This window comes from Azospirillum canadense, from assembly GCF_025961225.1.
GTDB lineage: Bacteria > Pseudomonadota > Alphaproteobacteria > Azospirillales > Azospirillaceae > Azospirillum > Azospirillum canadense.
In genome coordinates this window covers 1,099,855-1,123,656 of the sequence record NZ_JAOQNG010000010.1, presented here as the reverse complement: position 1 = coordinate 1,123,656, position 23,802 = coordinate 1,099,855, and the positions used below count along the sequence as shown (strand labels likewise).

Genomic DNA, 23,802 nt, shown 5'->3' with positions numbered 1-23,802 from the left:
TTGAATGGCGTTGACTGACCCGAAACCGTAACCGACATGGGGTAGACTGCCCGCCCCGACCGTACCCGCCGGACTCTACCGGCGCTGTGATCCACGCGAAAGCCCGAGGCTGCTGTGACGAACCTTCAGGACCTGGAAGCGTATTGCATCGAAGCGAACGCGCCGGAACGCTTCATCAACCGCGAGCTGTCGTGGCTGGCTTTCAACCAGCGGGTCCTGGAGGAGGCGTCGAACCCCAACCACCCGCTGCTGGAGCGTTTGCGGTTCCTGTCGATCTCCGCCAGCAACCTGGACGAATTCTACATGGTCCGTGTCGCCGGCCTGAAGGGGCAGGTGGCCGCCGGCGTGAAGGCGCCGAGCCCGGAGAACCTGACCCCCGCCCAGCAGCTGGCCGCGACCAACCAGCGCATCATCGAGCTGATGAACGCCCAGCAGGCCATGTGGCGGAGCCTGAAGACGGATCTGCGCGACGCCGGGATCACCGTGGTCGACGCCGACGAGCTGACCGACGGCGAGAAGGACTGGCTGGAAGCGAAGTTCCTGGACGACATCTTCCCCATCCTGACCCCCATCGCGGTGGACCCGGCGCACCCCTTCCCGTTTCTGCCGAACCTGGGCTTCTCGCTGGCGTTGCAGCTGCACGATTCGGCCAAGGGGCGGCACCTGGACGCGCTGGTGCCGCTGCCGACCCAGCTCGACCGCTTCATCCGCCTGCCGGGGTCGGACATCCGCTTCATCCAGCTGGAAAAGGTGGTGATGCTGTTCATCGACCGCCTGTTCCCCCCGTTCCAGGTGAAGGCGCACGGCGTTTTCCGCGTGCTGCGCGACAGCGAGATCGAAATCGAGGAAGAGGCGGAAGACCTGGTCCGCACCTTCGAAAGCGCGCTGAAGCGCCGCCGCCGCGGCAGCGTCATTCGCCTCGCCACCGACGCGGGCATGGCCGCCGACCTGCGCGAGTTCCTGCGCCACGAGCTGAACGTGTCGAACGACGACGTGTTCATCCTGGACGGGCTGATCGGCCTGACCGACACCAAGCACCTGATCGTGGACGAGCGGCCGGATCTGGTCTTCCGGCCCTTCAACGCGCGCTTCCCGGAACGCATCCGCGACTTCGGCGGCGACTGCTTCGCGGCGATCCGCGACAAGGACATCGTCGTCCATCACCCCTACGAGTCCTTCGACGTGGTGGTGCAGTTCATCCGGCAGGCCGCCCGCGACCCGCAGGTAGTCGCCATCAAGCAGACGCTCTACCGCACCAGCAAGGACAGCCCCATCGTCGCGGCGCTGATCGAGGCGGCGGAGGCCGGCAAGTCGGTCACCGCCCTGGTCGAGCTGAAGGCCCGCTTCGACGAGGAGGCCAACATCCGCTGGGCCCGCGACCTGGAGCGCGCCGGCGCGCAGGTGGTCTACGGCTTCGTGGACCTGAAGACGCACGCCAAGGTGTCGCTGGTGGTGCGGCGCGAGAACAAGGCGTTGCGCAGCTACGTGCATTTCGGGACCGGCAACTACCACCCGATCACGGCAAAGATCTACACCGACCTGTCCTTCTTCACCTGCGACCCGGCGCTGTGCCACGACGCGGCGGTGATGTTCAACTTCATGACCGGTTACGCCACGCCGAAGGTGCTGGAGAAGATCGCCATCGCGCCGATCACGCTGCGCCAGCGGCTGGGCGAGCTGATCGACGCGGAGATCGCCCACGCCGCCGCCGGGAAGCCGGCGCACATCTGGGTGAAGCTGAACTCGCTGGTCGATTCGGAGATCATCGACAAGCTGTACAAGGCCTCGCAGAAGGGCGTGCAGATCGACATGGTCATCCGCGGCATCTGCTGCCTGCGGCCGGGCGTGAAGGGCCTGTCGGAGAACATCCGCGTGCGCAGCATCGTCGGCCGCTTCCTGGAGCACGGGCGCGTCATCGGATTCGGCAACGGCCATGCGTTGCCGAGCCCGCAGGCCAAGCTGTACATCTCCTCGGCCGACTGGATGCCGCGCAACCTGGACCGCCGCATCGAGACGCTGGTGCCCATCGAGAACCCGACCGTGCACGAACAGGTGCTGGACCAGATCATGGTCGCCAACCTGAAGGACGAGGCGAACAGCTGGACGCTCGGCCCCGACGGGGTTTATCACCGGGTGGAGGCGGGGCCGGACGGCTTCAGCGCGCACAACTACTTCATGACCAACCCCAGCCTGTCGGGCCGGGGCAGCGCGCTGAGCAGCAAACGGACGCCGCCGCGGTTGAAACTCCGTACGGTGTCCTGAAGCAAGGAGTGACGGGTTCCCATGACGTCTGCCCAGGAAAGCGGCGCTCTCGAAAACGGCGAGCGTATCGCGGTGATCGACATCGGGTCCAACTCCATCCGGCTCGTTGTCTATGACGCGCTGAAGCGGTCGCCGATGCCGGTCTTCAACGAAAAGGTCCTGTGCGGGCTGGGGCGCGGAGTGGAGAAGTCCGGGCGGCTCAACCCCGACGGCGTGGCCCAGGCGTTGGACGCGCTGGAGCGGTTCAGCGTGCTGGCCGCTGGCATGCGCGTCGGCCGGCTGGACATCATCGCCACCGCCGCCGTGCGCGACGCCAGCGACGGGGAGGCCTTCGTCGACGCCGTGAAGGCGCGCACGGGGCTGGAGGTCCGCGTCATCAGCGGCGAGGAGGAGGCGCGGCTGTCCGCGCTCGGCGTGCTGTCCGGCACGCCCGCCGCCGACGGGCTGGTCGGCGACCTGGGCGGCGGCAGCCTGGAGCTGGTGCGGCTTGACCGCGGCGTGATCGGCGAGCATGTGACCATGCCGCTCGGACCCCTGCGGCTGATGGAATCGGCCAGCGGCAAACAGAACGGGCTGAACCGGGTCATCGACCAGCATCTGGAAAAGCTGGACTGGCTGCCGCGCGTGAAGGGAAAGCCGTTCTATCCCGTGGGCGGCGGCTGGCGCGCGCTCGCCAAGCTGCACATGGAGCAGGTCAAGCACCCGCTGCACATTATCCACCACTACGCCGTGCCCTGCGCCGAAGCCCGCGACTTCGCCGGGCTGATCGCCAAGCAGAGCCGGTCGTCGCTGGAGAAGATGTCGGGCTCCCGCCGCCGGGTCGACACGCTGCCCTACGCCGCCCTGGTGTTCGAACGCCTGCTGCGGGCGGCCCAGCCCTCGGTGGTGGTGTTCTCGGCCTTCGGCCTGCGCGAGGGGCACCTGTTCTCGCTGCTGCGGCCGGAGGTGCAACGCCAAGACCCGCTGATCGCGGCGGCCAACGACTGGGCTCAGCGCTTCGGCCGGCTGGGCGACCCGGCCCTGCTGATGTCCTGGACCGGCGGCCTGTTCGCCGGCGAAGACGACGCGGCGCACCGGCTGCGGCAGGTAGCCTGCGTGCTGAGCGACGTGTGCTGGGGGGAACACCCGGACTACCGCGCCGAACACGCCTGCCTGCGCATTTTGCGCTATCCCTTCCCCGGCGTGGACCACGACGAGCGGGCGTTCCTGGCACTGGCCGTCTACGCCCGCTACGCCGGCACCATCGACGGGCCGGCCACGGTCGGCCCGCGCGCGCTGCTGAGCGAGGCGCAGGCGCTGAAGGCGACGGTGCTGGGCTTGGCGCTGCGGCTGGCGCACACGCTGACCGGGGGAGCGACGGCGCTGTTGCAGCGCACGACCCTGAAGGTGGCGGGCGAACGGCTGACGCTGACCCTGCCGGACGACAACAGCGTTCCCGCCGGGGAGGCCGTGCAGCGGCGCCTGGACGCGCTGGCCAAGGCGCTGAACCGCAAGGGCGAGATCGCCGCCCCGCCAGCACGGCCGCAGGCGGCGTAAGGGGCCTTGTCGTGGTCGAACACACCCGTCATCCCCGCGAAGGCGTTAGGGCATTCACGCATGTAGCTTTGTGCTAAGTCTTTGATAGCACAATAAAAGCCCCTCTCTCCTTGGGAGAGAGGGGTTGGGGTGAGGGGGCGTTACGGGCGGCAGCCCGGAAATAAGGTTCGCCTTCGGTGACGTATGATTGTTTCCGGCCAGCCAGAGGCTGGCGCCACCCTCACCCCAACCCCTCCCCCTCAAGGGAGAGGGGCTTTTCCCCGGAATTTCAGGCGCTTACCGCTCATGAGAAATGTGTGCATGCCGTAGCCCCCAAGGGGCGAGGGGCTTTGGTCAGGCGACCTTGGCGTGGGAGATGGCTTCGCGGACGCTGACGCCCTTGCGCAGGATGTTGTCCACGGCGCGGCCCTGGACCATGTTGATGCCGACCTTCTGGGCGTAGACGAGGCTCGACACGCTGTCGCAGCGGGCCAGGATGAACTTGCAGCGGTCCTGCTCGTTGATCCGGTCCATGAAGTACTTCTCGAAGGTCGGGTCCATTTCCAGCATGTCGCTGGACCAGAAGATCTTCGCGTAGTCGACGTTCAGGTATTCCAGATCGAAGTTGGTGACCCAGAAGGGATTCAGGCCATCGACCGCGATCTGGTACTGGCGGTCCTGGGCGAACTCCACCACCTCGTTGAACAGCGTCAGGTTCTCGATCAGGTCGCCCTTGGAGATCTCAAGAACGACATGGCCGCGGAAGTCGATCGGCAGGCGTTCGTCGAACTTCACGAAGCCGGTGGAAATCACCGTCGACAGGTTGATGTTGATGCCGATGCGCCGGCCGCGCATGAAGCTGAGCCCGTGGTTCAGCGCGCGCAGCACCGACTGGTCGAGGTTGGCCGTGAAGTAGTTGAACAGCCATTTGTTGGCGGTGATGTCGTAGTCCGGGCAGAGCCGCTCCTGGAGCAGCTTGATCGAGATGTACAGCTCGAAATAGGCCATCTCCTCGTCGGCGCTGCGGCCGATGTTGGCGATGGCCTGGTTGAACAGGAAGGGCGAGAGGTCGAACATCTGCATGGCGCGTTCGAGCTTCGCCATTTCCTCCAGCGTGATCGGCGGCTTCGTCTCGGTGGCGTGGTTGCCCGTTTCGGTCGCCTGAAGCTCCTCGATGAAGCGGATGACGTTGATGAAGTTCAACGCCAGTTCCATGATCGAGTAGAGCGAATATTCCTTGTAGGGGTTGGGCCCGGTCAGGGTGGTCTTGGACAGGAAAATCTGCTCGACCTTCTGGCAGACGTCGGTGACGCCGGTCAGCTTCAGGCCCTTGTAGAGGATGATGACGTCGCCGTTGGAGATGTTGAAGGACTGGAGGTAGGAGGCCTTGTTGGCCAGTTCCTGGATGATCGTGCGGACGATCATCTGGCTCGACGGGTCCTTGTCCTTCAGCAGCGACAGGTGCATGTGGATCAGCCGCATGCCCTGCAGTTCGGATTTCGCGGAGCGCAGAAGGTTCAGCAGCTTGTCGTTGTCGAACTCGGGCTTCTGGTCCTTGGCGGCGGCAACGGCGGCTTGCTTCTCCGTCGTGGAGAGGCGGACGCGGTCGCGCCCCATGGGTGGTCTGCCGCCGAACCTGCTCATACGCGAATTCCCCCAAGCCGGCACAAAAAGTTGTGCGCGCACCCTAAAGCCGGGCAGTGTCCCCGCGAACCGGATCCGCCGGTTACACGGCCTGGATACGGTGCCTAAGAGATATTAGCCCTATCCTTTTTTAAGAATGCCTTAAAGCGTGGTTAATTGGGGAAAAATGTTTCAAATTTTCCTTGGACAAGCTGAATTCTGTCAAGGCGAAAGCGGTGTGCGGGGCCATCCGGCCCCGCCGTCACGCGTCGTTTTCCACCCCGGTCGGCACGATGCGCACGCGCCGGTCGAGCACCGCGAGGCCCACGCGGCCATGCTTCAGCGCCAATGCGTCCTCGCCGAACAATTCGCGCCGCCAGCCATGCATGGCGGGCACCTGCGCGTCGTCGGCGGCGGCGATCGCCTCCAGGTCGGCGGCCGACGCCACCAGCTTCGAGGCAACATTGTTTTCTTCGCACTTCATCTTCAGAAGCACGCGCAGCAACTCAACGATCGGTTGAAGACCCGGCGGCGGCTCCTCCCGCGGCTCGATGCGCGGCAGCTCGGAGTCGGGCAGGTCCAGCCCCCGCTGCACGCAGGCCAGCACGTCGGCGCCCTGGCGCCCCTCGGCGAAGCCGCGGCCCATGCCGCGCGTGCGGGCGAGGTCGTCGACGGTGGTCGGCGCGTGCGCCGCGATCTCCAGCAGCGCTTCGTCGCGCAGGACGCGCGACCGCGGCTGGTCGCGCCGCTGCGCCTCGCGCTCCCGCCAGGCAGCCAGTTCCTTGAGGATGGCCATGAAGCGGGGCTTGTTGGTGCGCACCTTCAGCCGCAGCCACGACGTCTCCGGATCGACCTGATAGGTCGCCGGGTCGGTCAGGACGGCCATCTCCTCTTCCAGCCAATGGGCGCGGCCGGTGCGGACGAGGCGGCGCTTCAACTTCTCGTAGGCCGGGCGCAGGTGGATGACGTCGGACAGCGCGTAGGTCAGCTGGCGCTCCGTCAAGGGGCGCTGCGACCAGTCGGTGAAGCGGCTGGACTTGTCGATGCGGGCGCCGGCCAGCTTGGTGACCAGCGTCTCGTACCCCACGCTCTCGCCGAAGCCGCAGACCATGGCGGCAACCTGCGTGTCGAACAGCGGGTGCGGGATCTGGCCGGTCAGGTGCCAGAAAATCTCGACGTCCTGGCGGGCGGCGTGGAAGACCTTCAGGATCGAGGAATCCATCATCACGGCGAACAGCGGGGCCAGGTCGATTCCCTCCGCCAGGGGATCGATGGCGACGGCGCCGCTCGGGCCGCCGACCTGCACGAGGCAGAGCTGCGGCCAGTAGGTCTTCTCGCGCAGGAATTCGGTGTCGACGGTGATGTACTCGGCCCCCGCCAGCGAGCGGCAGAAGGCGTCCAAGTCTGCGGTCGTGGTGATCAGTGTCATGATCGCTTCATACACGAGCGCGGGGCCGCGCGAAAGCTCGCCCTTCGGCATGTCCGCCCGGTTGGGGAGGAGGGCACGAAAGCACGGATGCAGGGTTGACAATCGGCCGCTCTCGGTGTGGTGTGTCGGGCCGCCGTTACGCGCAGGATTCCGACCTTTTCCAAGGTGTTTCGACCCATGCACCCCTACCGCACGCACACTTGCGGACAGCTCCGTGAAGAGAACGCCGGCCAGACCGTCCGTCTGTCGGGCTGGATCAACCGCAAGCGCGACCATGGACAGCTGCTGTTCATCGATCTGCGCGACCATTACGGCCTGACGCAGTGCGTGGTCGATACCTCCAACCCGGCCTTCCAGGTGGCCGAGCGGCTGAAGCTGGAATCGGTCATCACGGTGACCGGCAAGGTGGTGAAGCGCACGCCGGAGACCATCAACGACCGTCTGCCGACCGGCCGCATCGAGGTGCAGATCGGCGAATTGACGGTGCAGAGCGAGGCGGAGCAGATCCCGCTGCAGGTCAACCAGGACGCCGACACCGGCGAGGACGTGCGCCTGCGCTACCGCTTCCTCGACCTGCGCCGCGAGCGCATCCACGAGAACATCGTCCTGCGCTCCCGCGTCATCGCCTCGGCGCGCCGCCGCATGATCGAGCAGGGCTTTACCGAGTTCCAGACGCCGATCCTCACCGCCTCCTCGCCGGAAGGTGCGCGCGACTACCTGGTGCCCAGCCGCAACCATCCGGGCAAGTTCTACGCCCTGCCGCAGGCGCCGCAGCAGTTCAAGCAGCTGCTGATGGTCGCCGGCTTCGACCGCTACTTCCAGATCGCCCCCTGCTTCCGCGACGAGGACGCGCGCGCCGACCGCTCGCCGGGTGAGTTCTACCAGCTCGACTTCGAGATGTCCTACGTCACGCAGGAGGACGTCTTCGCCGCCATCGAGCCGGTGCTGCACGGCATCTTCGACGAGTTCGGCGCCTTCCGCCGCGAGAGCAAGCCGGTCATCGACCAGGCGCCGTTCCGCCGGATCACGTTTGCCGAGTCGATGCTGAAGTACGGCAACGACAAGCCGGACCTGCGCAACCCGCTGGTCATCACCGACGTGACCGACGTCTTCAAGCGCGACGACGTCGAGTTCCGCGCCTTCAAGCAGACCATCGAGAAAGGCGGCGTGGTGCGCGCCATCCGCGCGCCGAAGGTCGCCGACAAGCCGCGCAGCTTTTTCGACAAGCTGAACGACTGGGCTCGCGGCCTGGGCGCGCCGGGCCTCGGCTACATCCTGTTCGAGGCGGCCGGCGGCAAGGGCCCGATCGCCAAGTTCGTGCCGGAGGCCGCCCAGGCGGAGCTGCGCACGGTGGTGGGCCTTGAGGACGGCGACGCGGTCTTCTTCGTCTGCGACCAGCCCGGCCCGGCGGCCAAGCTGGCCGGCTTCGCCCGCACGAAGATCGGCGAGGAGCTGGACCTGATCGAGAAGAACGCCTTCCGCTTCTGCTGGATCGTCGACTTCCCGATGTTCGAGCTGGACGAGGAGACCAACAAGGTCGTCTTCAGCCACAACCCGTTCTCCATGCCGCAGGGCGGCCTGGAGGCGCTGAACACGTTGAACCCGCTCGACATAAAGGCCTACCAGTACGACATCGTCTGCAACGGCGTGGAGCTGTCGTCGGGCGCCATCCGGAACCATCTGCCGGAGGTGATGTACAAGGCTTTCGAGATCGCCGGCTACCCGCCGGAGGAGCTGGAAGCCCGCTTCGGCGGCATGCTCAGCGCCTTCAAGCTGGGCGCCCCGCCGCACGGCGGCTCGGCCCCGGGCATCGACCGCATCGTCATGCTGCTGGCCGACGAGCCGAACATCCGCGAGGTCATCGCCTTCCCGCTGAACCAGCGCGCCGAGGACCTTCTGATGCAGGCTCCGGCCCCGGTGGACCAGGCGCGCCTGCGCGAATTGCACCTGAAGCTCGACCTGCCGAAGCCGAAGGTCGCGGCGGACGCGTCGAAGGCGGCGAACTGAGTTTGGGTTCCGTCCCTCTCCTCCTGCCAAGGGGGAGAGGGGGTCCAACAAAAAGCCCCTCGTCCGCGTGGACGAGGGGCTTTTTGTTTGGTCCGCTCAGGTTGTTTGGTCCGCTCAGGCCGCGACGCTGCCGGGCGGCGGCGGGACCAGGCGGTAGAAGTTGGTGTCGGTCAGGACGAGGCAGCTGAGCGTCTTGTAGTCGCCCTCGTCCTCCGTGCTGACGACCTGGGCGTGCGGGATCCCGAACAGGACCACGGTGGCCTTCACGCGCCAGCACCGTCCGTTGGTCGCGCCGACGGTCTGGAACACCTGGCCGACCTGAACCTGCTTCTTGCTCATCACGAACCCTCTCGTGCCATCGTTGCGCGTCCCGCAACGCCAAGTGGGTGCGGGCCGGCGCGACCATGCTTAGCCGGGCTTCCTCAAAATATGGTAAAGCGCAGGTGAACGGCCGAGGGAGGGGCTCGCCAGCCGGGCTCAGCAACCGGACTTCGGCAGGGCCTCGATCTTCTCCAGCACCGCGTTGACGGTGAAATCGCCGTAGTCGATCTGCATGGATTCGGCGACGCCGTTCTGCAGCAGGCGAAGGCTCATCTCGTATTCCGGCTGGGCGGCGTCGCTCTTCAGCGGAAAGAAAGCCATGCGCACCGGCCAGGCCGTCTTGCCCTTCAGCAGCGGGTCGGTCGTGTCCTCCTTGGCCTCGGCGGCGGTGCCGATGACCGTGGAGACCTCGGTGGCGCCTTCGGAGTCGGCGCCGTCGAAGACGATCCGGTTGAAGAAATGCTCGCCCGCCCCGGCATGGTCCAGGATCGCCAGCGTGTGGGCGGTCGGGAACATGGTCTGGTCGGGCAGCTTCATCTCCTGCGGCTCCGGCTTGGAGAAGCTGGCGGACCCGCTGCCGTCCTTGTCCAGAACCGCCTCGCCGCGCACCTCCTCGTCGACCTCGCCGTTGATCAGCTTGCGGACGTTGAAGCGGTAGCGCTGTCCGTCCTTGGCCTCCCAGGTCGTGTAGTTGGTGTTCATCGCCATCTCGTCGCCCTCCGAGTAGGCGAAGCGCAGCTGGAAGCGCTGCTCGGTCGTCCAGCCGTCGCAGGCGTCGGCCCATTCGAACAGCATGCGGCCGCGCACGTCCGTCACCTTGGAGCTGTTGCGCGCCGACAGGAGCGACATCTTGTAGACCGCGCGGTGCGGCAGGATGTTGCCAGCGGATCCGGAAAGGGCCGACCCGGACGGGGGCGTACCCGGTGCCGCCTCGGCCGGTTTCGCCAGGGCCAGCAGGGAAGCCGAGGTCACCAGGAACGCGCCGAAGGTCGCGCTAAGGGCGAGGCGGGCGGCGAAGCGGCGGTTCTGCAAGGCGAGTTCCACGGGTGATTGGTGTCGTCGGATGGATTATGGGTGTTTCGGTGGCGGATCGGAAGGCCCGACCACCCGAATAACCGGAAACGGGAGAATACACTCATGAGCACCGACGCCCAAGCTTCGCGGCCAACCCTGCTGGTCACCCGGCGCCTGCCCGCCGCCGTGGAAGCCCGCGCGGCGCGCGATTTCGATGCCCGTCTGAACGCCGACGACAGGCCGCTCGGCGCCGCCGACCTCGTGGCGCGGGCCGACGGCGTCCAGGGCATCCTGTGTGCGGCCGGCGACCGGCTGAACGCGGAGGCCATCGCGGCGCTGCCGGCCGGCGTGCGCATCCTGGCGACCTTCTCCGTCGGGACCGACCACATCGACCTGGCCGCGGCGAAGGCGCGCGGGCTGGTGGTGACCAACACGCCGGACGTCCTGACGGACGCAACGGCGGACATCGCGCTGCTGCTGATGCTGGGGGCCGCCCGGCGCGCGTCGGAGGGCGAGCGGATGATCCGCGCCGACGCCTGGACCGGCTGGACGCCGACGCAGTTGCTCGGCACCCACCTCGGCGGGAAGAGGCTGGGCATCGTCGGCATGGGGCGGATCGGACAAGCGGTCGCCCGGCGCGCCCGCGCCTTCGGGATGACCATCCATTACAGCAACCGCAAGCGCCTGCCGGCGGAGTTGGAGGAGGGGGCGGTCTTCCACGCCGATCCGGAGGCGATGCTGGCGGTCAGCGACGTGCTGTCGCTGCACTTCCCGGCCACGGCGCAAACCACCCACTGGCTGAACGCCGCCCGCATCGACCGGCTGCCGCCGGGGGCCATCGTGGTCAACACCGCCCGCGGCAGCGTGGTGGAGGACGCCGCCCTGATTGCCGCGCTGCGCAGCGGCCGGATCGCCGCCGCCGGGCTCGACGTGTTCGAGAACGAGCCGAGGCTGCACCCGGACTACCGAACCCTGGACAACGCCTTCCTGCTGCCCCACCTCGGCAGCGCGACGGTGGAGACGCGCAACGCCATGGGCTTCAAGGCGCTCGACAATCTGGACGCCTTCTTCGCCGGCGCCGAGCCGCCCGACCGAGTTATCTAAAATTAGAAACGGAATTGAATAAAATACCGATAAAAATTTGCCGACTTGGGTGGAGGTGGGAAAATGCTGCCGGGGCGCGGACCGGCCCCGGCGCGGGCCAAACCGCGGGAATCCTGGGTTGTGGCGCTGACTCACTGTTGGCACAGGGGTTGCGAGATGGCTTGGCGTAGGTTTCGCCGATCATGAGGAGCCCGCCCATGAACGCCATCGCCGCCGCCCTGAACCCCACCCTGGATCCTGGTGCCGCCACCGCCGCCGACCAGCATGAGGGAAGGGTGTGGACGCCGGTTCCGCGGGGGGTGCGCCTCGGCACGCCGCGTCCGATCGAACAGGAGTTCCTGAAGCAGCAACTGGCCGACGCCCAGGCGACCATCGCCGAGCAGCAGGAGCGGATCGCCCATCTGGAAAGCCTGACCATGACGGACGAACTGACCGGGCTGCTGAACCGCCGGGGCTTTTATGACCACTTCCGGCGGGAACTGGCGGCGGCCCGGCGCCTCGGCGTTCCTGGCGGCACCCCCGGCGGCGTTCCCGGCGGAACGGGCTGCGGCGTTGTGGTGATGATCGATTTGGATGGGTTCAAGGGGATCAACGACACCCACGGGCACCTCGCCGGCGACTCCTACCTGCGGCAGGTCGCGCGCCTGATCGCCTCCGCCGTCCGGCGCGAGGACGTGGTCGCCCGGATCGGCGGCGACGAATTCGCGATCCTGCTGACCGGGGTGAGCGCCGACGCCGGCGCGGCGCGCGCGCAGCAGCTCCTGGACTTGGCAACGGGCTGGCATCTCCATTGGAACGGCGCCGATCTGCCGATCCGCTTCTCGCTCGGCGTCCAGGCCTATGGTGCTGGCGACCACGAGGACGAGGTGATGCGCAAGGCCGACGCCCACATGTACGGGAACAAGGGCCGGCGGCGCCATCGCAAGGCCACCCGCCGCGCGTCCGCCTGAGCCGGTCTGGACGGGCGCCCGACATACGGCGGGCAGCGGAGCGGGGCAGCCTGTCGCACCCCCTCGCCGGCCCTTGACCGAACCTCGCCTTCGGCCTCAGCTTCGCGGACGTTGCGACACAGCGGGGCCTCTCCTGACCGATCCTTCGCCTCTCCCCACCATCACCGATGACGCGCCGGCGCTTCGTGCCGCCGAACCCCCGGGGATTCCCGTCGCCGCGGATCCGTCGGGTGAGCCGCGGCCCGATGGGCAGAGGATCGCGGACATGCTGAACGTCATCCGGCCGGGATTCGCAGCCCTGCGCGACGCCGCCGACGTCGAGGAACTGGCGGCGCGCGCGGCCTGGACGGTGCGCCGCCTGACAGGGCTGAACCGGGTGGCCGTTTGCCGGTTCGACGCGGCCGGCGACGGAGAGGTGATCGCCGAGGACCGGCTCGGCCCCGACGAACCGTCGATCCTCGGGTGCCGCATTCCGGCGGGCGCCATTTCGGTGGACGCTGGCGCCCTGCTCAGCGTGCCGGTCACGGTGGCGGGAAATCCCTGGGGGGTGATCCTCGGCCACCACCGCCAGCCCCGGTCTGTGCCCCCGGTGGAGCGGGCCTTGGCCGAGGCCGTCGCCGATACGGTCAGCCTGGGGATCCGCGCGCTGAAAGGCGCGGCGGGGCCGAATGCCCGGCCCGACGACGGAAGCCGGACGAAGTCGGAATTCCTGACCGAGGTGAACCACGAGCTGCGCACGCCGCTGAACGCCATCATCGGCTATTCGGAATTCCTGCTGGAGGCGGATGCCGGTCTGCTGACCGACCGCCAGCGCGACTTCATCCGCAATATCCGGGCGTCGGGCGCCCATCTGCTCGAAGTCATCAACGACGTGCTCGACCTGTCGAAGATCGAGGCCGGACGGTTCGATCTGCACGACGACGAGGTCGACGTCGCCCTGTCCATCGCGGAGGTCCACGCCCTGCAGGAGCACGCGCTGGTCTCCGCCGGGCTGAGCTTCGACGCCATCCTGCCGCGGCCGTTGCCCCGGCTGCGCGCCGACCGCCGTGCGCTCCGCCAGATGCTGCTGAACCTCGTGTCCAACGCAGTCAAATACACCGAGGCCGGCGGAAGGGTCGTGATTGAGATCGCGCGGACGGAGGATGGGCCGGATCACGGAGGGGTGTCCGTCACCGTCGTGGACACCGGAGTCGGCATTGCCGAAGAACATCACGCGATGGTGCTGGAGCCCTTCCGTCAGGTGCCGTCCGGGCGGATCCGCAACCGGACCGGCACCGGCCTGGGCCTTCCCATCGTGCGGTCGCTGGTCGAGGCCCATGGCGGGCGGTTGACGCTGGACAGCGCGCCGGGCCGGGGAACCCGCGTCGCGCTGCGATTCCCGGCAGAGCGCGTGATCGCATAACAGGGGTGGGCGAACCGCCCGTTCCCACGCCAACACGGCGATTCGCCATAAATGCTGTGTGGCGATGCGGCGATGGTAACGACAATTTAACCGTCGCGGCACGACAGTGATCGGGTTATACCGGTCCCTGACGCGTCCGCCAGCGGGAGTGGCCGCCACGTCCGGGACGGGCGACAGCCCTGGGAGGGGTTCGATGCTCGCGGAACCGAAAGGCCACACGATGTCGTCGGCGGAAGTCAGGCCGGTAAAACGGGTCCTCATCGTGGAGGACAACGAGCTGAACATGAAGCTCTTCCACGATCTTCTGGAAGCGCACGGCTATGAGACCCTTCAGACCCGCGACGGGGTGGAGGCTCTTGCTCTGGCGCGCGAGCACCATCCGGACCTGATCCTCATGGACATCCAGCTGCCCGAGGTGTCGGGCCTGCAGGTGACGCGGTGGATCAAGGAGGACGAGGCGCTGAAATCCATTCCGATCATCGCCGTGACCGCCTTCGCCATGAAGGGTGACGAGGAGAAGATCCGGGAAGGCGGCTGCGAGGATTACATCGCCAAGCCGATTTCGGTGACGAAGTTCCTCCAATCCGTTCAAAAGTTTCTCACCTAACCAAACCCACGGGATCGGTCGAACCTCGCCATGTCCGCGCGTGTCCTTGTCGTTGACGACGTCTTGCCGAACGTGAAACTGCTCGCGGCGAAATTGACGCGCGAGTATTTCGACGTCATCACCGCTTACAACGGTCCCGAAGCCCTGGAACTGGTGCGGAAGGAGTCGCCGGACATCGTCCTGCTCGACGTCATGATGCCGGGGATGGACGGCTTCGAGGTGTGCGAGAAGATCCGGTCTGATCCCGACACCATGCACATTCCGGTCGTCATGGTGACCGCCCTGTCCGACGTGGCCGACCGTGTCCGCGGGCTGGAGGCCGGGGCCGACGACTTCCTGACGAAGCCGGTCAACGACATCGCCCTGTTCGCGCGTGTCCGCTCGCTCGTCCGTCTGAAGATGATGATGGACGAATGGCGGATGCGCGAAAGCACGTCGGGCCAGTTCGGCGTCATCGAGCGGTCCGGCACGCTGCGCAACGAATCCTTCGAGCGCGCGCGGGTTCTGGTGCTGGAGGACTCCCTCCTCGATCTGGAGAAGATCACGGAGACGCTGAAGCGCGACCACGACCACGTGATGTCGGCCAACACCTGCGCCAAGGCACTGGAGCGCGCGCTGAGCGACGACCTCGACCTGGTGGTCATCAGCCTGACGCTGATGAACGAGGACGGCCTGCGCCTGTGCTCGCAGCTGCGCTCGCACGAGCGCACGCGGCAGGTGCCGATCCTGCTGGTGGTGGACGAGGGGGACCTGAACCGCGTCGCCAAGGGGCTGGAGCTGGGTGCCAACGACTACGTCATCAAGCCGCTGGACCGGAACGAGCTGCTGGCCCGCGCCCGCACGCAGGTCCGGCGCAAGCGGTACCAGGAGCGGCTGCGCGCGAATTACGAGCACAGCCTGTCCATGGCGCTGACCGACAGCCTGACGGGCGTCTTCAATCGGCGCTACGTCAACGCGCACCTGCCGCGCCTGCTGGAGCGGGCCATCGACAGCCACAAGCCGGTGGCGATCCTCCTGTTCGACATCGACCACTTCAAGGTCGTCAACGACAGCTTCGGCCACACCATCGGCGACGAGGTCCTTAAGGAGGTCTCCAACCGGGCCAGCCGCAACCTGCGCACCTTCGACCTAGTCGCCCGCCTCGGCGGCGAGGAGTTCATTGTCATCCTGCCGGACACCGACGTCGAGGCGGCCATGACCGTCGCCGAACGGCTGCGCAACCACATCGCCAACAGCATGTTCAAGGTGACCGCCGACGTTGGGGCGGTCCCGGTGACCGTGTCCATCGGCGTCGCCGTGGGTGGGCGCCTGGGCGATTCGTCGGAAGGGCTGATCCGTCGCGCCGACGACGCGCTGTACGAGGCGAAACGGTCGGGGCGCAACTGCGTGATCGCCGACCCGCGGTCCGACTTCCAGGGCGTTGCCGCCCCCGCTCCCGCGCCATAGCGGGGGATGGGGTGGGCGACACTGAGGTTTGCCATCGGTCGCGCGCGATGACCTGAAAATGCAAAAGGCCGCCTGATGAGGCGGCCTTTTCGATTCCGGCGGTTCCGGGAAACCTTACTTGATCTTGGCTTCCTTGAACTCGACGTGCTTGCGCGCCACCGGGTCGTACTTGCGGAACGACAGCTTCTCGGTGGTCTTCTTCGGGTTCTTCTTCTTCACGTAGAAGAAGCCGGTGTCAGCCGTGCTCACCAGCTTGATGAGGACGGTGTTCTGCTTCGCCATGATCTCAATCCCGACAAATATTCCGTGACCCGCCAGCCCGGCGGGGCGGCGTCGTAGCGGGGGAAGATACCCGCTACAGCCGCCATGTCAAGTCTTTGTAACCCACAAGCCCTTGTAATTCACAGGGTGAAGAGCCAGGACACGCAAGGAAACGCGCCCCGTTCACCGTCAGCGTTCCGCCACCGTGTTGCTGGAGGCGAGCGCCACCGCGCGCTGGTACATGGTCGGTTCCGACAGCAGGCGCAGCGCGACCTTCAGGTCCAGCTCCGGCTCATGCTCCTTCCAGGGGCAGGCTTCGCGCAGATGGGCCAGCGCGTCCTCGTCGTCGGCCGCCTTCGCGCGCCAGCCGGCGAACTGGGCCATGGGCCGGACACGGCCGTCGCGCAGGTCGGTCAGCAGGGCGGACGCGTCGTCCTGTCCGCCGCGGCTGGTGCAGACCGTGGGCTGGACGCCCTGGCGGTGCAGCGTGTAGCCGGCGGGCGTGTAGATGCGGCTCCAGGTCAGGAACAGCTCCCCGTCGTTCGGCAGGCGGGTCACCGTCTGGACGCTGCCCTTGCCGTAGGACGACGCACCGACAACCACGGCGCGCCCGGAGTCCTGGAGCGCCGCTGCGACGACCTCCGCCGAGGAGGCGGACCGTCCGTCGACCAGCACGACCATGGGCAGGCCGTCCGCGATGTCGTCCGGAGCCGCCTCGAAGCGCTGCCGGCTGTCCGGATGCCGCCCCTCGGTGGTGATGATCTTGCCGCGGGCGATGAACAGGTCGGCCACGGCGACCGCCTGGTCGAGGAGCCCGCCGGGGTTGCCGCGCAGGTCGAGCACATAGCCGCGCAGGCCCTTGCCGATGCTCTGGCGCGCGGCCATGGTGGCCTCGCGCAGATTGGCGGCGGTGGCCGCGTTGAAACGGTCCACCTTGAGGATGCCGACCTGGTCGGTGACCGACATGCTGACCGTGTTGGGCACCACGCGCTCGCGCCGGATCGGCGCGCGGCGCGGCGCGTTGCCGTCGCGCGCGATGGTCAGCAGCACCATGGTCCCGGTCGGGCCGCGCAGGCGGTCGCGCATCTCCGTCTCGGTCAACTTGGCGGTGAGTTCGCCGTCGATGGCCAGGAGCTGGTCGCCGTCGCGGATGCCGGACCGGTCGGCGGGGCTGCGCGCCAGGACGTTGCGGATCACCGTGCGGTTGGCGCTGGTTTCCAGCGACAGCCCGATGCCGCCATAGCCTTCACGCTGCGCCCGCTCGCTGGTCGCGCGCTGCGTGCCGGTGTAGCGGGAGTAGCCGTCGAGGTCCACCATCACCGAGTCGAGGACCGCTTGGTAGACCCGTTCGGGCGACGCCTGGTAGAGGGTGGGGGAATAGAGCCGGGCGCGCTCCGCCGCCTTGGTGGTCAGGGCGGCCCAGCCCGCTGCGTCGGACGCGGATGGCACTGCGTACTCGCCCACCTGATTGTCCGAGACGTACAGGCGTACGGCGTTGCCGGACCGCTCCACGCGGGTGGCCGGGTCGATGGTGGTCAGACCCTTCAGCCCGTCCAGCCCCAGCTTGGTGAAGTCGGGCAGTTGCAGGTACACCTCGGCGATCTTGCCGTAGGCGACGGAGAAGACCTGTTCGCTGATGAAGAAAGCGTCGGCGGCGGCGGCCGGCGGGGGTGGCTCCCCCCGATGGCCGAAGATCAGCATGACAGCTGCGATTGGGATTGCCGCGAGCGGGATAGCTAGGCGCCGTCGCGGCGAAGATCCTCGATTGCGAATGCCCATGGCGCGCCGAACGCGGCCTCCTTGTCCAGAGGCGGACCCGGACGGGGAACGTCCGGATTCGAATGGTCAAGGAATATCACTTCGGATGAAGGGTCGGACGCGACAAAAGTCGGCGCCTTACCCCTTTGTTGCGGAAACTCAATGGATGTGGCCTACCGGCCACGGTCGCGCTTCCGCGCTGCGGACAGGGTTTTCCGGACCGGGGCGCTTGGCCGGTGGCCGGAATGCAACGGTTGATCCGCTTCCTGGTCTGTCGGCAGGGCGAACAGCGTGCTTCCGGTCAGCGGGTCCGCCTCCACCAGGATCACCGTGACCGGCGCGCCGAGCCGGTAGACGCGGCCGGTGCGTTGGCCGACCAGGGCGTGGGCGTGCTCGTCATGCTCGTACTGGTCGTCGGGCAGGGTGCTGGCCGGGATCAGCCCGTCGGCGCCGCTCTCGTCCAGGCGGATGAACAGGCCGAAGCGGGTGACGCCGGACACCCGGCCGGTGAAGGTTTCTCCGACCCGGTCGGCCAGGAAGGCCGCGGTGAAGCGGTCCACGGCGTCGCGTTCCGCGGCAGCCGCCCGTCGTTCCATGGTCGAAATATGTTCGCCGATGTCCTCCAGCCCGGCCATCGCCGCGTCGTCCAGCCCCCCGGGGCCGAGCCCGTGGGCGCGGATCAGGGCGCGGTGCACGATCAGGTCGGCGTAGCGCCGGATCGGCGAGGTGAAATGCGCGTAGCGGGTCAGTGCGAGACCGAAATGACCGATGTTCTCCGGGCTGTATTCGGCCTGCGACTGGCTGCGCAGGATGACCTCGCTGACCAGCTGCGATTCTGGCTTTCCAGACGCCTTGGCGAGGATGCGCGTGAAGTGCGACGGCGTCAGCGTTGGGACCTTGGGCAGGGCGTAGCCGATGCCGCCCAGGAATTCCCGTAGGGACTCCTGCTTGTCGGGCGAGGGCTGGTCGTGCACGCGGTAGAGGCCGGGCATGCCGGCGCTCTCCAGGCTTTCCGCCGCGGCGACGTTGGCGCAGATCATGAACTCTTCGATCAGGCGGTGGCTGTCGAGGCGTTCGCGCGGGGCGATCTCCGCCACCCGCCCGCGGCCGTCCAGTCGGACCTTCCGCTCCGGCAGGTCAAGCTCAAGCGTGCCGCGCTTTCCGCGCGCCGCCCACAGGCAGGCGAAGGCGCCGTAGAGGGGTTGCAGGACCGTCTCCAGCAGCGGTGCCGTGACCTCGTCCGGAGCGCCGTCGCGGGCGGCCTGGACCTGTTCGTAGGTCAGGCGCGCGGCGGAGCGCATCAGGCCGCGCACGAACTGGTGCCGGAGCAAGGCGCCGTGGCGGTCGATCCACAGATGGACGGCGAAGCAGGCGCGATCCTCCTGCGGGCGGAGCGAGCAGAGGTCGTTGGACAGCGCCTCCGGCAGCATCGGCACCACGCGGTCCGGGAAGTACACCGAGTTTCCGCGCTCGTACGCGGCCCGGTCGAGCGCGGATCCGGGGCGTACGTAGAAGGCGACGTCGGCGATGGCGACCAGCAGGTGCCAGCCGCCCTCGTTCGCCGGATCGGGGTCCGGCTCCGCCCAGACCGCGTCGTCGAAGTCGCGGGCGTCGGCCCCGTCGATGGTGACCAGCGGGATGGTGCGCAGGTCGGTGCGGCCGGTGAGGGAGGGGACGGACGCCGCCTGCGCCTCGCGCACCGCGGCGGGCAGGAAGTCGGTCGGCAGGCCGTGGGTGTGGATGGCGATCAGGCTGACGGCACGCGGCTCCGCCGTATGGCCCAGCCGCTCCACCACGCGCGCCTGTGGCAGGCCGAGGCGTCCGGCGGGCAGGACGTCCACCAGCACCAGCTCGTCGGGCTCGGCGTCGTTGCGGTTGGCCGGCAGGACCATCAGCTCGGTCTTGTTGCGCTTGTCGGTGGGGATGACGCGGCCGCCGTCCGCAGTCGGGCGGTAGACGCCGAGGACGCGACCGACCGTGCCCTCGATGCGGCGGATGGTGCGCGCCTCGTAGAGGCGGTCGTTGATTCGGCTGATCTTGGCCAGGACGCGGTCGCCCACGGCCAGCGCGGGGTGGCCCTTCTTCTCCGGCATCATGAAGATGCGCGGCGGCTTGCCCTCGCCGGTCCAGGTCAGGGGGCGGGCCAGCACCTCGCCGTCGGGGTCGACGGCGGACACCTCCAGCACCGCGACCTCCGGCAGGGACTGCGGCGGGGCGACGCGCTTGCCGCGTCCGCGCTCCACGGTGCCGTCGGCCTCAAGTTCCTTCAGCAGCTCCTTCAGCCGCTCGCGGTCGGCGGTGCCGGACAGCTTGAAGGCGCGGGCGATCTCACGCTTGCCGACCGGAGTCGCGCTGTCGCGGATGAAACCGAGGATCGTGTCCTTGTCGGGAAAGGTGCCGGTGCGGCGGGGCGTGTCGCTCAAGGGAGTCCGGGGAGTTCGGAGGGAATGGCTTAAGTAAGCCCTGAGCGTGGGGAATCCAACCGCAACGCCGTGCTTCCGCCACAAACACGCGCGAGAACCAGCGGGAGCGTGGCGGGAGTGCATCCATGAAGCTGGTCGGGACCGTGTTGGCCCTGCTTGCGGGAGTGATGGGATTGGCGGCAGGGGCTTACCTGGTCGCCGCCACCCTGCTTGCCCGCGTGGCCATCGAGGGACAGCCAGCGGTCCGGGACGGGGTTGAGGTGTTCGTCTGCACAAACGGGGTCCACACCGACCTCGTGCTACCGGCCGTTAGCCGAAGCATGGATTGGACCACGGAGCTGAGGCGCAGCGATTTTCCCGGCGCCGATCCCTGGACGACGCATTTTTCCTTCGGTTGGGGCGACCGAGCCTTCTACGTGGAGACACGCCGGTGGGAGGATCTGCGCCCGGCCACCGTCCTGTCGGCGCTGTTCGGGGGCGGGCCGACGGTGATGCACGTCTACGCCCTCTACACGCCGGCCGGCAGCCCGGACTGCGGCGCGCTGACCCTGCGGGAGGGGCAGTACCGGGCGCTGGTGGACTATGTGCGGGGCAGTTTTCGCCGGGACGGGGGAGGGGTGGTCCGGCCGCTCCCCGGCAGCGGCTACGGCCTGACCGACCTGTTCTACGAGGCGGTCGGGCGCTACAGCCCCATTGACACCTGCAACGAATGGACGGGCCAGGGCCTGCGCGCGGCGGGTGTCACGGTGGGCGCGTGGACGCCGCTGGAGGGCGGCGTCATGCGCTGGGTCCGTTAGGCCCGCTTTCGGGCACCGTTCATCAGGCCCGCTTGCGGGCCGGGGCGGGCTTTTCCGCGTCGGCCTTTTCCGCCTTCTCCGCCTTGGCCTTGGGCTCGGCCTTCTTAGGGGCGGCCTTCTTGGCGGCCGGTTCCTTCTTGGTCGCGGCCTTCGCCTTGGTCGCCTTTTCCGCCTTCGCGGGCGCCTCGGCGCCCTCCGCGGCGGCGGGTTCCGCGTCCTTCGGCGCCTTGCCCTTCTTGGCGGCGTCCTTGGCGGCCTTGGCCTCCAGCAATTCCAGCCCCTGCTCCAGCGTCACGCTCTCCGGGTCGGTTCCCTTGGGGATGGAGGCGTAGGTGGAGCCGTGCTTGACGTAGGGGCCGAAGCGGCCGGAACCAGTGGTGACCGGCTTGCCGGTCTTCGGATGGTCGCCCAGTGTCTTGGCCGGCGCCGATGCCTTCTTGGCGGCACCGGCCAGCAGGTCCACCGCACGGTTGATGCCGATGGTCAGCACGTCGTCGTCCGGCGTCAGCGACTTGTAGACGCTGCCGTGCTTCAGGTAAGGGCCGAAGCGGCCGATGCCGGCGCTGATCTCCTCGCCCGTCTCCGGGTGCTTGCCGATGGTGCGGGGCAGGGCCAGCAGCTTCAGCGCGGTGTCCAGGTCCACGTCGGAGGCCGACATGCCCTTGGGCAGGGAGACTCGCTTGGGCTTCGGCTCCTCGACCTTGGCCTTCTTCTTGCCCTTGCCCTTCTTGCCGTCGGCGGGCGCCTCCTCGACCAGCTCGGCGGGCGCCGCGGCGGCGGGGGCCGGGCCCAGCTGGATGTAGGCGCCGTAGGGGCCACGCCGCACGGTGACGGGCAGGCTGGTCTCCGGATCGGCGCCCAGCTCGCGCGGGCCCTCTTGCGCCTCCCCGCCCTCGTCGTTGGCGACGGCGAGCGGGCGGGTGTAGCGGCATTCCGGATAGCGGGAGCAGCCGATGAAGGCGCCCATCTTGCCGAGCTTCAGCCCCAGCCGGCCCTGGCTGCACACCGGGCAGACGCGCGGGTCATGGCCGGGGCCGTTGGTGTTGGCCGGGAAGAAGTGCGCGCCCAGCTCCTCGTCCAGCGTGGTCAGCACCTGGGTGATGGTCAGGTCCTTGGTGCCGTCCACCGCCACGTGGAAGGCGCGCCAGAAGTCGCGCAGGACCGTCTTCCAGTCGATCCGCCCATCGGATATGTCGTCGAGCTGGTTTTCCAGCTCCGCCGTAAAGTTGTACTCCACATACCGGTTGAAGAAGTTCTTCAGGAAAGCGGTGACCAGACGGCCGCGGTCTTCCGGGATGAAGCGCCGCTTGTCGAGCCGAACGTAGTTGCGGTCCTGCAGCACCTGGAGGATGGAGGCGTAGGTGGAGGGCCGGCCGATGCCAAGCTCCTCCAGCTTCTTCACCAGGCTCGCCTCGGTGTAGCGGGGCGGCGGCTGGGTGAAGTGCTGCTCCGGCGCGATGTCGCCGCGGGCGAGGTCGTCGCCCTGCTCCATGGCGGGCAGGCGGCGTTCCTGCTGGTCGTCCTCGGCTCCGTCGTCGCGGTCCTCCTGGTAGACCTTCAGGAAGCCGTCGAAGACCACGACAGAGCCGGTGGCGCGCAGCACCACGTCCCTGGAGGGTGAAGCGATGTCCACGGCGACCTGGTCCAGCACCGCGCTTTCCATCTGGCTGGCCAGCGTGCGCTTCCAGATCAGCTCGTAGAGGCGCAGCTCGTCGCTTTCCAGATAGGCGACGACCGTCTCCGGCCGGCGGAACAGGTCCGTCGGGCGGATGGCCTCGTGCGCCTCCTGGGCGTTCTTGGCGGCGGTCTTGTAGACGCGCGGCTGGGCCGGGACGTAGCGCTCCCCGTAATGGGAGCCGATCAGGCTGCGCGAGCCCTCAATCGCCTCCTGCGAGAGGCTGACGCCGTCGGTTCGCATGTAGGTGATCAGGCCGACCGTCTCGCCGCCGATGTCCACGCCCTCGTACAACTTCTGGGCGGTCCGCATGGTGCGGGTGGCGCCGAAGCCCAGCTTGCGCGAGGCCTCCTGCTGGAGGGTCGAGGTGGTGAAGGGCGGGGAGGGGTTGCGGCGGCTCTGCTTGCGCTCCACCGTCGCGACCGCGAAGGCCTGCGGGCGGATGCGGGCCACCGCGGCCTCCGCCGCCTCGCGGGTCGGCAGGGCGAACTTGTCGAGCCGCTTGCCGTCCAGCTGGGTCAGCTGCGCCGTGAAGGCCGCACCGCCCGGCGTGGCGAAGCCCACGTCGATGGTCCAGTATTCCTGCGGCTTGAAGATCTCGATTTCCGATTCGCGCTCGCAGATCAGGCGGAGCGCCACGGACTGCACGCGGCCGGCGGACTTGGAGCCCGGCAGCTTGCGCCAGAGGACCGGCGACAGGGTGAAGCCGACCAGATAGTCCAGCGCGCGGCGGGCCAGATAGGCGTCCACCAGCTCCTGCGAGACGTCGCGGGGGGCTTCCAGCGCGGCCTGGACGGCGGTCTTGGTGATCTCGTTGAAGGTGATGCGCTGCACCTTGCTGTCGTCGATCAGCCGCTTTTCGCGCAGCAGCTCCGACAAATGCCAGGCGATGGCTTCCCCTTCGCGATCCGGGTCGGTGGCGAGGTAGACGCGCTCGGCCCCTTTGACCGCCTTGGCGATCTCATCGATGTGGCGCTTGGAGCGGTCGCCCAGCTCCCAGTCCATGGCGAAGTCCTCGTCCGGACGCACCGATCCATCGCGCGCCGGAAGGTCGCGCACATGGCCGAAGCTGGCCACCACGGTGTAGTCCGAGCCAAGGTATTTGTTGATGGTTTTCGCCTTGGCCGGCGATTCGACGATGACGACGTTGCTGCCCGGCAAGAGTCCGCGCCCCTGATAGTGCCTTTACCCACGAACGGTGGTGTGGA

17 protein-coding genes are annotated in these 23,802 nt (G+C 67.9%); 9 read left to right on the top strand and 8 right to left on the bottom strand.

Translation table 11 applies throughout. The features are described from left to right. Positions 1–114 precede the first annotated feature (114 nt). Together M2351_RS41035 and M2351_RS41030 are read left to right on the top strand one after the other, a co-directional pair. Entirely contained in the window at positions 115–2,262 is a 2,148-nt protein-coding gene (locus M2351_RS41035; protein ID WP_264661710.1) for an RNA degradosome polyphosphate kinase, read from the top strand. A 21-nt stretch (positions 2,263–2,283) separates the two neighbouring features. Continuing rightward, a complete protein-coding gene (locus tag M2351_RS41030) occupies positions 2,284–3,798 on the top strand; it encodes a Ppx/GppA family phosphatase (protein WP_264661709.1) in 1,515 nt (504 codons plus the stop codon). Between the two features lie 333 nt (positions 3,799–4,131). Here the strand turns inward: M2351_RS41030 and M2351_RS41025 are convergent, their stop codons facing one another. Together M2351_RS41025 and rnd are read right to left on the bottom strand one after the other, a co-directional pair. Next, positions 4,132–5,421: an EAL domain-containing protein gene (locus M2351_RS41025; RefSeq protein WP_264661708.1), complete on the bottom strand. Its 1,290-nt coding sequence runs from the start codon at positions 5,419–5,421 to the stop codon at positions 4,132–4,134. 241 nt (positions 5,422–5,662) lie between these two features. Then, positions 5,663–6,829 carry a ribonuclease D gene (gene rnd, locus M2351_RS41020; RefSeq protein ID WP_264661707.1) on the bottom strand — a complete coding sequence of 389 codons (1,167 nt, stop codon included), beginning with the start codon at positions 6,827–6,829 and terminating at the stop codon, positions 5,663–5,665. A gap of 177 nt (positions 6,830–7,006) precedes the next feature. On the opposite strand from rnd, the gene aspS reads away from it, so the two are divergent. Continuing rightward, on the top strand, positions 7,007–8,836 hold the full coding sequence (aspS, locus tag M2351_RS41015) for an aspartate--tRNA ligase (protein WP_264661706.1): 1,830 nt from the start codon (positions 7,007–7,009) through the stop codon (positions 8,834–8,836). A 114-nt stretch (positions 8,837–8,950) separates the two neighbouring features. On the opposite strand, the gene M2351_RS41010 is transcribed toward aspS, so the two are convergent. Together M2351_RS41010 and M2351_RS41005 are read right to left on the bottom strand one after the other, a co-directional pair. Further along, the gene (locus M2351_RS41010) at positions 8,951–9,175 is read right to left on the bottom strand and encodes a hypothetical protein (protein WP_264661705.1); all 225 of its coding nucleotides are present in this window, start codon (positions 9,173–9,175) and stop codon (positions 8,951–8,953) included. A gap of 138 nt (positions 9,176–9,313) precedes the next feature. Next, positions 9,314–10,201, bottom strand: a complete 888-nt coding sequence (locus M2351_RS41005) for a cell envelope integrity EipB family protein (RefSeq protein ID WP_264661704.1) — start codon at positions 10,199–10,201, stop codon at positions 9,314–9,316. Between the two features lie 93 nt (positions 10,202–10,294). On the opposite strand from M2351_RS41005, the gene M2351_RS41000 reads away from it, so the two are divergent. The 5 genes from M2351_RS41000 (at position 10,295) to M2351_RS40980 (ending at position 15,680) form a co-directional block, all read left to right on the top strand. Continuing rightward, positions 10,295–11,275, top strand: a complete 981-nt coding sequence (locus M2351_RS41000; protein WP_264661703.1) for a 2-hydroxyacid dehydrogenase — start codon at positions 10,295–10,297, stop codon at positions 11,273–11,275. A 197-nt stretch (positions 11,276–11,472) separates the two neighbouring features. Further along, a complete protein-coding gene (locus M2351_RS40995) occupies positions 11,473–12,225 on the top strand; it encodes a GGDEF domain-containing protein (protein WP_264661702.1) in 753 nt (250 codons plus the stop codon). A gap of 265 nt (positions 12,226–12,490) precedes the next feature. Then, positions 12,491–13,627 carry a GAF domain-containing sensor histidine kinase gene (locus M2351_RS40990; protein WP_264661701.1) on the top strand — a complete coding sequence of 379 codons (1,137 nt, stop codon included), beginning with the start codon at positions 12,491–12,493 and terminating at the stop codon, positions 13,625–13,627. Positions 13,628–13,820: 193 nt separating this feature from the next. Further along, entirely contained in the window at positions 13,821–14,234 is a 414-nt protein-coding gene (locus M2351_RS40985; protein WP_319801972.1) for a response regulator, read from the top strand. Positions 14,235–14,264: 30 nt separating this feature from the next. Then, entirely contained in the window at positions 14,265–15,680 is a 1,416-nt protein-coding gene (locus M2351_RS40980) for a PleD family two-component system response regulator (RefSeq protein WP_264661700.1), read from the top strand. Positions 15,681–15,794: 114 nt separating this feature from the next. Here the strand turns inward: M2351_RS40980 and rpmG are convergent, their stop codons facing one another. From rpmG to rnr, 3 genes are all read right to left on the bottom strand, one after another. Then, the gene (gene rpmG / locus M2351_RS40975; RefSeq protein ID WP_012974790.1) at positions 15,795–15,962 is read right to left on the bottom strand and encodes a 50S ribosomal protein L33; all 168 of its coding nucleotides are present in this window, start codon (positions 15,960–15,962) and stop codon (positions 15,795–15,797) included. A 168-nt stretch (positions 15,963–16,130) separates the two neighbouring features. Next, positions 16,131–17,642 (bottom strand): S41 family peptidase, encoded by a 1,512-nt coding sequence (locus tag M2351_RS40970; protein ID WP_264661699.1) that lies wholly within the window; start codon positions 17,640–17,642, stop codon positions 16,131–16,133. 230 nt (positions 17,643–17,872) lie between these two features. Then, on the bottom strand, positions 17,873–20,122 hold the full coding sequence (gene rnr, locus M2351_RS40965) for a ribonuclease R (RefSeq protein WP_264661698.1): 2,250 nt from the start codon (positions 20,120–20,122) through the stop codon (positions 17,873–17,875). Between the two features lie 125 nt (positions 20,123–20,247). Between rnr and M2351_RS40960 the strand changes: the two genes are divergently transcribed. Next, positions 20,248–20,919 carry a TIGR02117 family protein gene (locus M2351_RS40960; RefSeq protein WP_264661697.1) on the top strand — a complete coding sequence of 224 codons (672 nt, stop codon included), beginning with the start codon at positions 20,248–20,250 and terminating at the stop codon, positions 20,917–20,919. Between the two features lie 22 nt (positions 20,920–20,941). Here the strand turns inward: M2351_RS40960 and topA are convergent, their stop codons facing one another. Then, entirely contained in the window at positions 20,942–23,755 is a 2,814-nt protein-coding gene (gene topA, locus M2351_RS40955) for a type I DNA topoisomerase (protein WP_264661696.1), read from the bottom strand. Positions 23,756–23,802: the final 47 nt, after the last annotated feature.

Bases quoted from the DNA above. Each gene is read 5' to 3' on its own strand.
- rpmG (WP_012974790.1), bottom strand. From the start codon at position 15,962: ATGGCGAAGCAGAACACCGTCCTCATCAAGCTGGTGAGCACGGCTGAC.
- M2351_RS41025 (WP_264661708.1), bottom strand. From the start codon at position 5,421: ATGAGCAGGTTCGGCGGCAGACCACCCATGGGGCGCGACCGCGTCCGC.
- M2351_RS41000 (WP_264661703.1), top strand. From the start codon at position 10,295: ATGAGCACCGACGCCCAAGCTTCGCGGCCAACCCTGCTGGTCACCCGG.
- M2351_RS40980 (WP_264661700.1), top strand. From the start codon at position 14,265: ATGTCCGCGCGTGTCCTTGTCGTTGACGACGTCTTGCCGAACGTGAAA.
- M2351_RS41030 (WP_264661709.1), top strand. From the start codon at position 2,284: ATGACGTCTGCCCAGGAAAGCGGCGCTCTCGAAAACGGCGAGCGTATC.
- M2351_RS40960 (WP_264661697.1), top strand. From the start codon at position 20,248: ATGAAGCTGGTCGGGACCGTGTTGGCCCTGCTTGCGGGAGTGATGGGA.
- M2351_RS40995 (WP_264661702.1), top strand. From the start codon at position 11,473: ATGAACGCCATCGCCGCCGCCCTGAACCCCACCCTGGATCCTGGTGCC.
- M2351_RS40990 (WP_264661701.1), top strand. From the start codon at position 12,491: ATGCTGAACGTCATCCGGCCGGGATTCGCAGCCCTGCGCGACGCCGCC.
- rnd (WP_264661707.1), bottom strand. From the start codon at position 6,829: ATGACACTGATCACCACGACCGCAGACTTGGACGCCTTCTGCCGCTCG.
- aspS (WP_264661706.1), top strand. From the start codon at position 7,007: ATGCACCCCTACCGCACGCACACTTGCGGACAGCTCCGTGAAGAGAAC.
- M2351_RS40985 (WP_319801972.1), top strand. From the start codon at position 13,821: ATGCTCGCGGAACCGAAAGGCCACACGATGTCGTCGGCGGAAGTCAGG.
- M2351_RS41010 (WP_264661705.1), bottom strand. From the start codon at position 9,175: ATGAGCAAGAAGCAGGTTCAGGTCGGCCAGGTGTTCCAGACCGTCGGC.
- M2351_RS40970 (WP_264661699.1), bottom strand. From the start codon at position 17,642: ATGCTGATCTTCGGCCATCGGGGGGAGCCACCCCCGCCGGCCGCCGCC.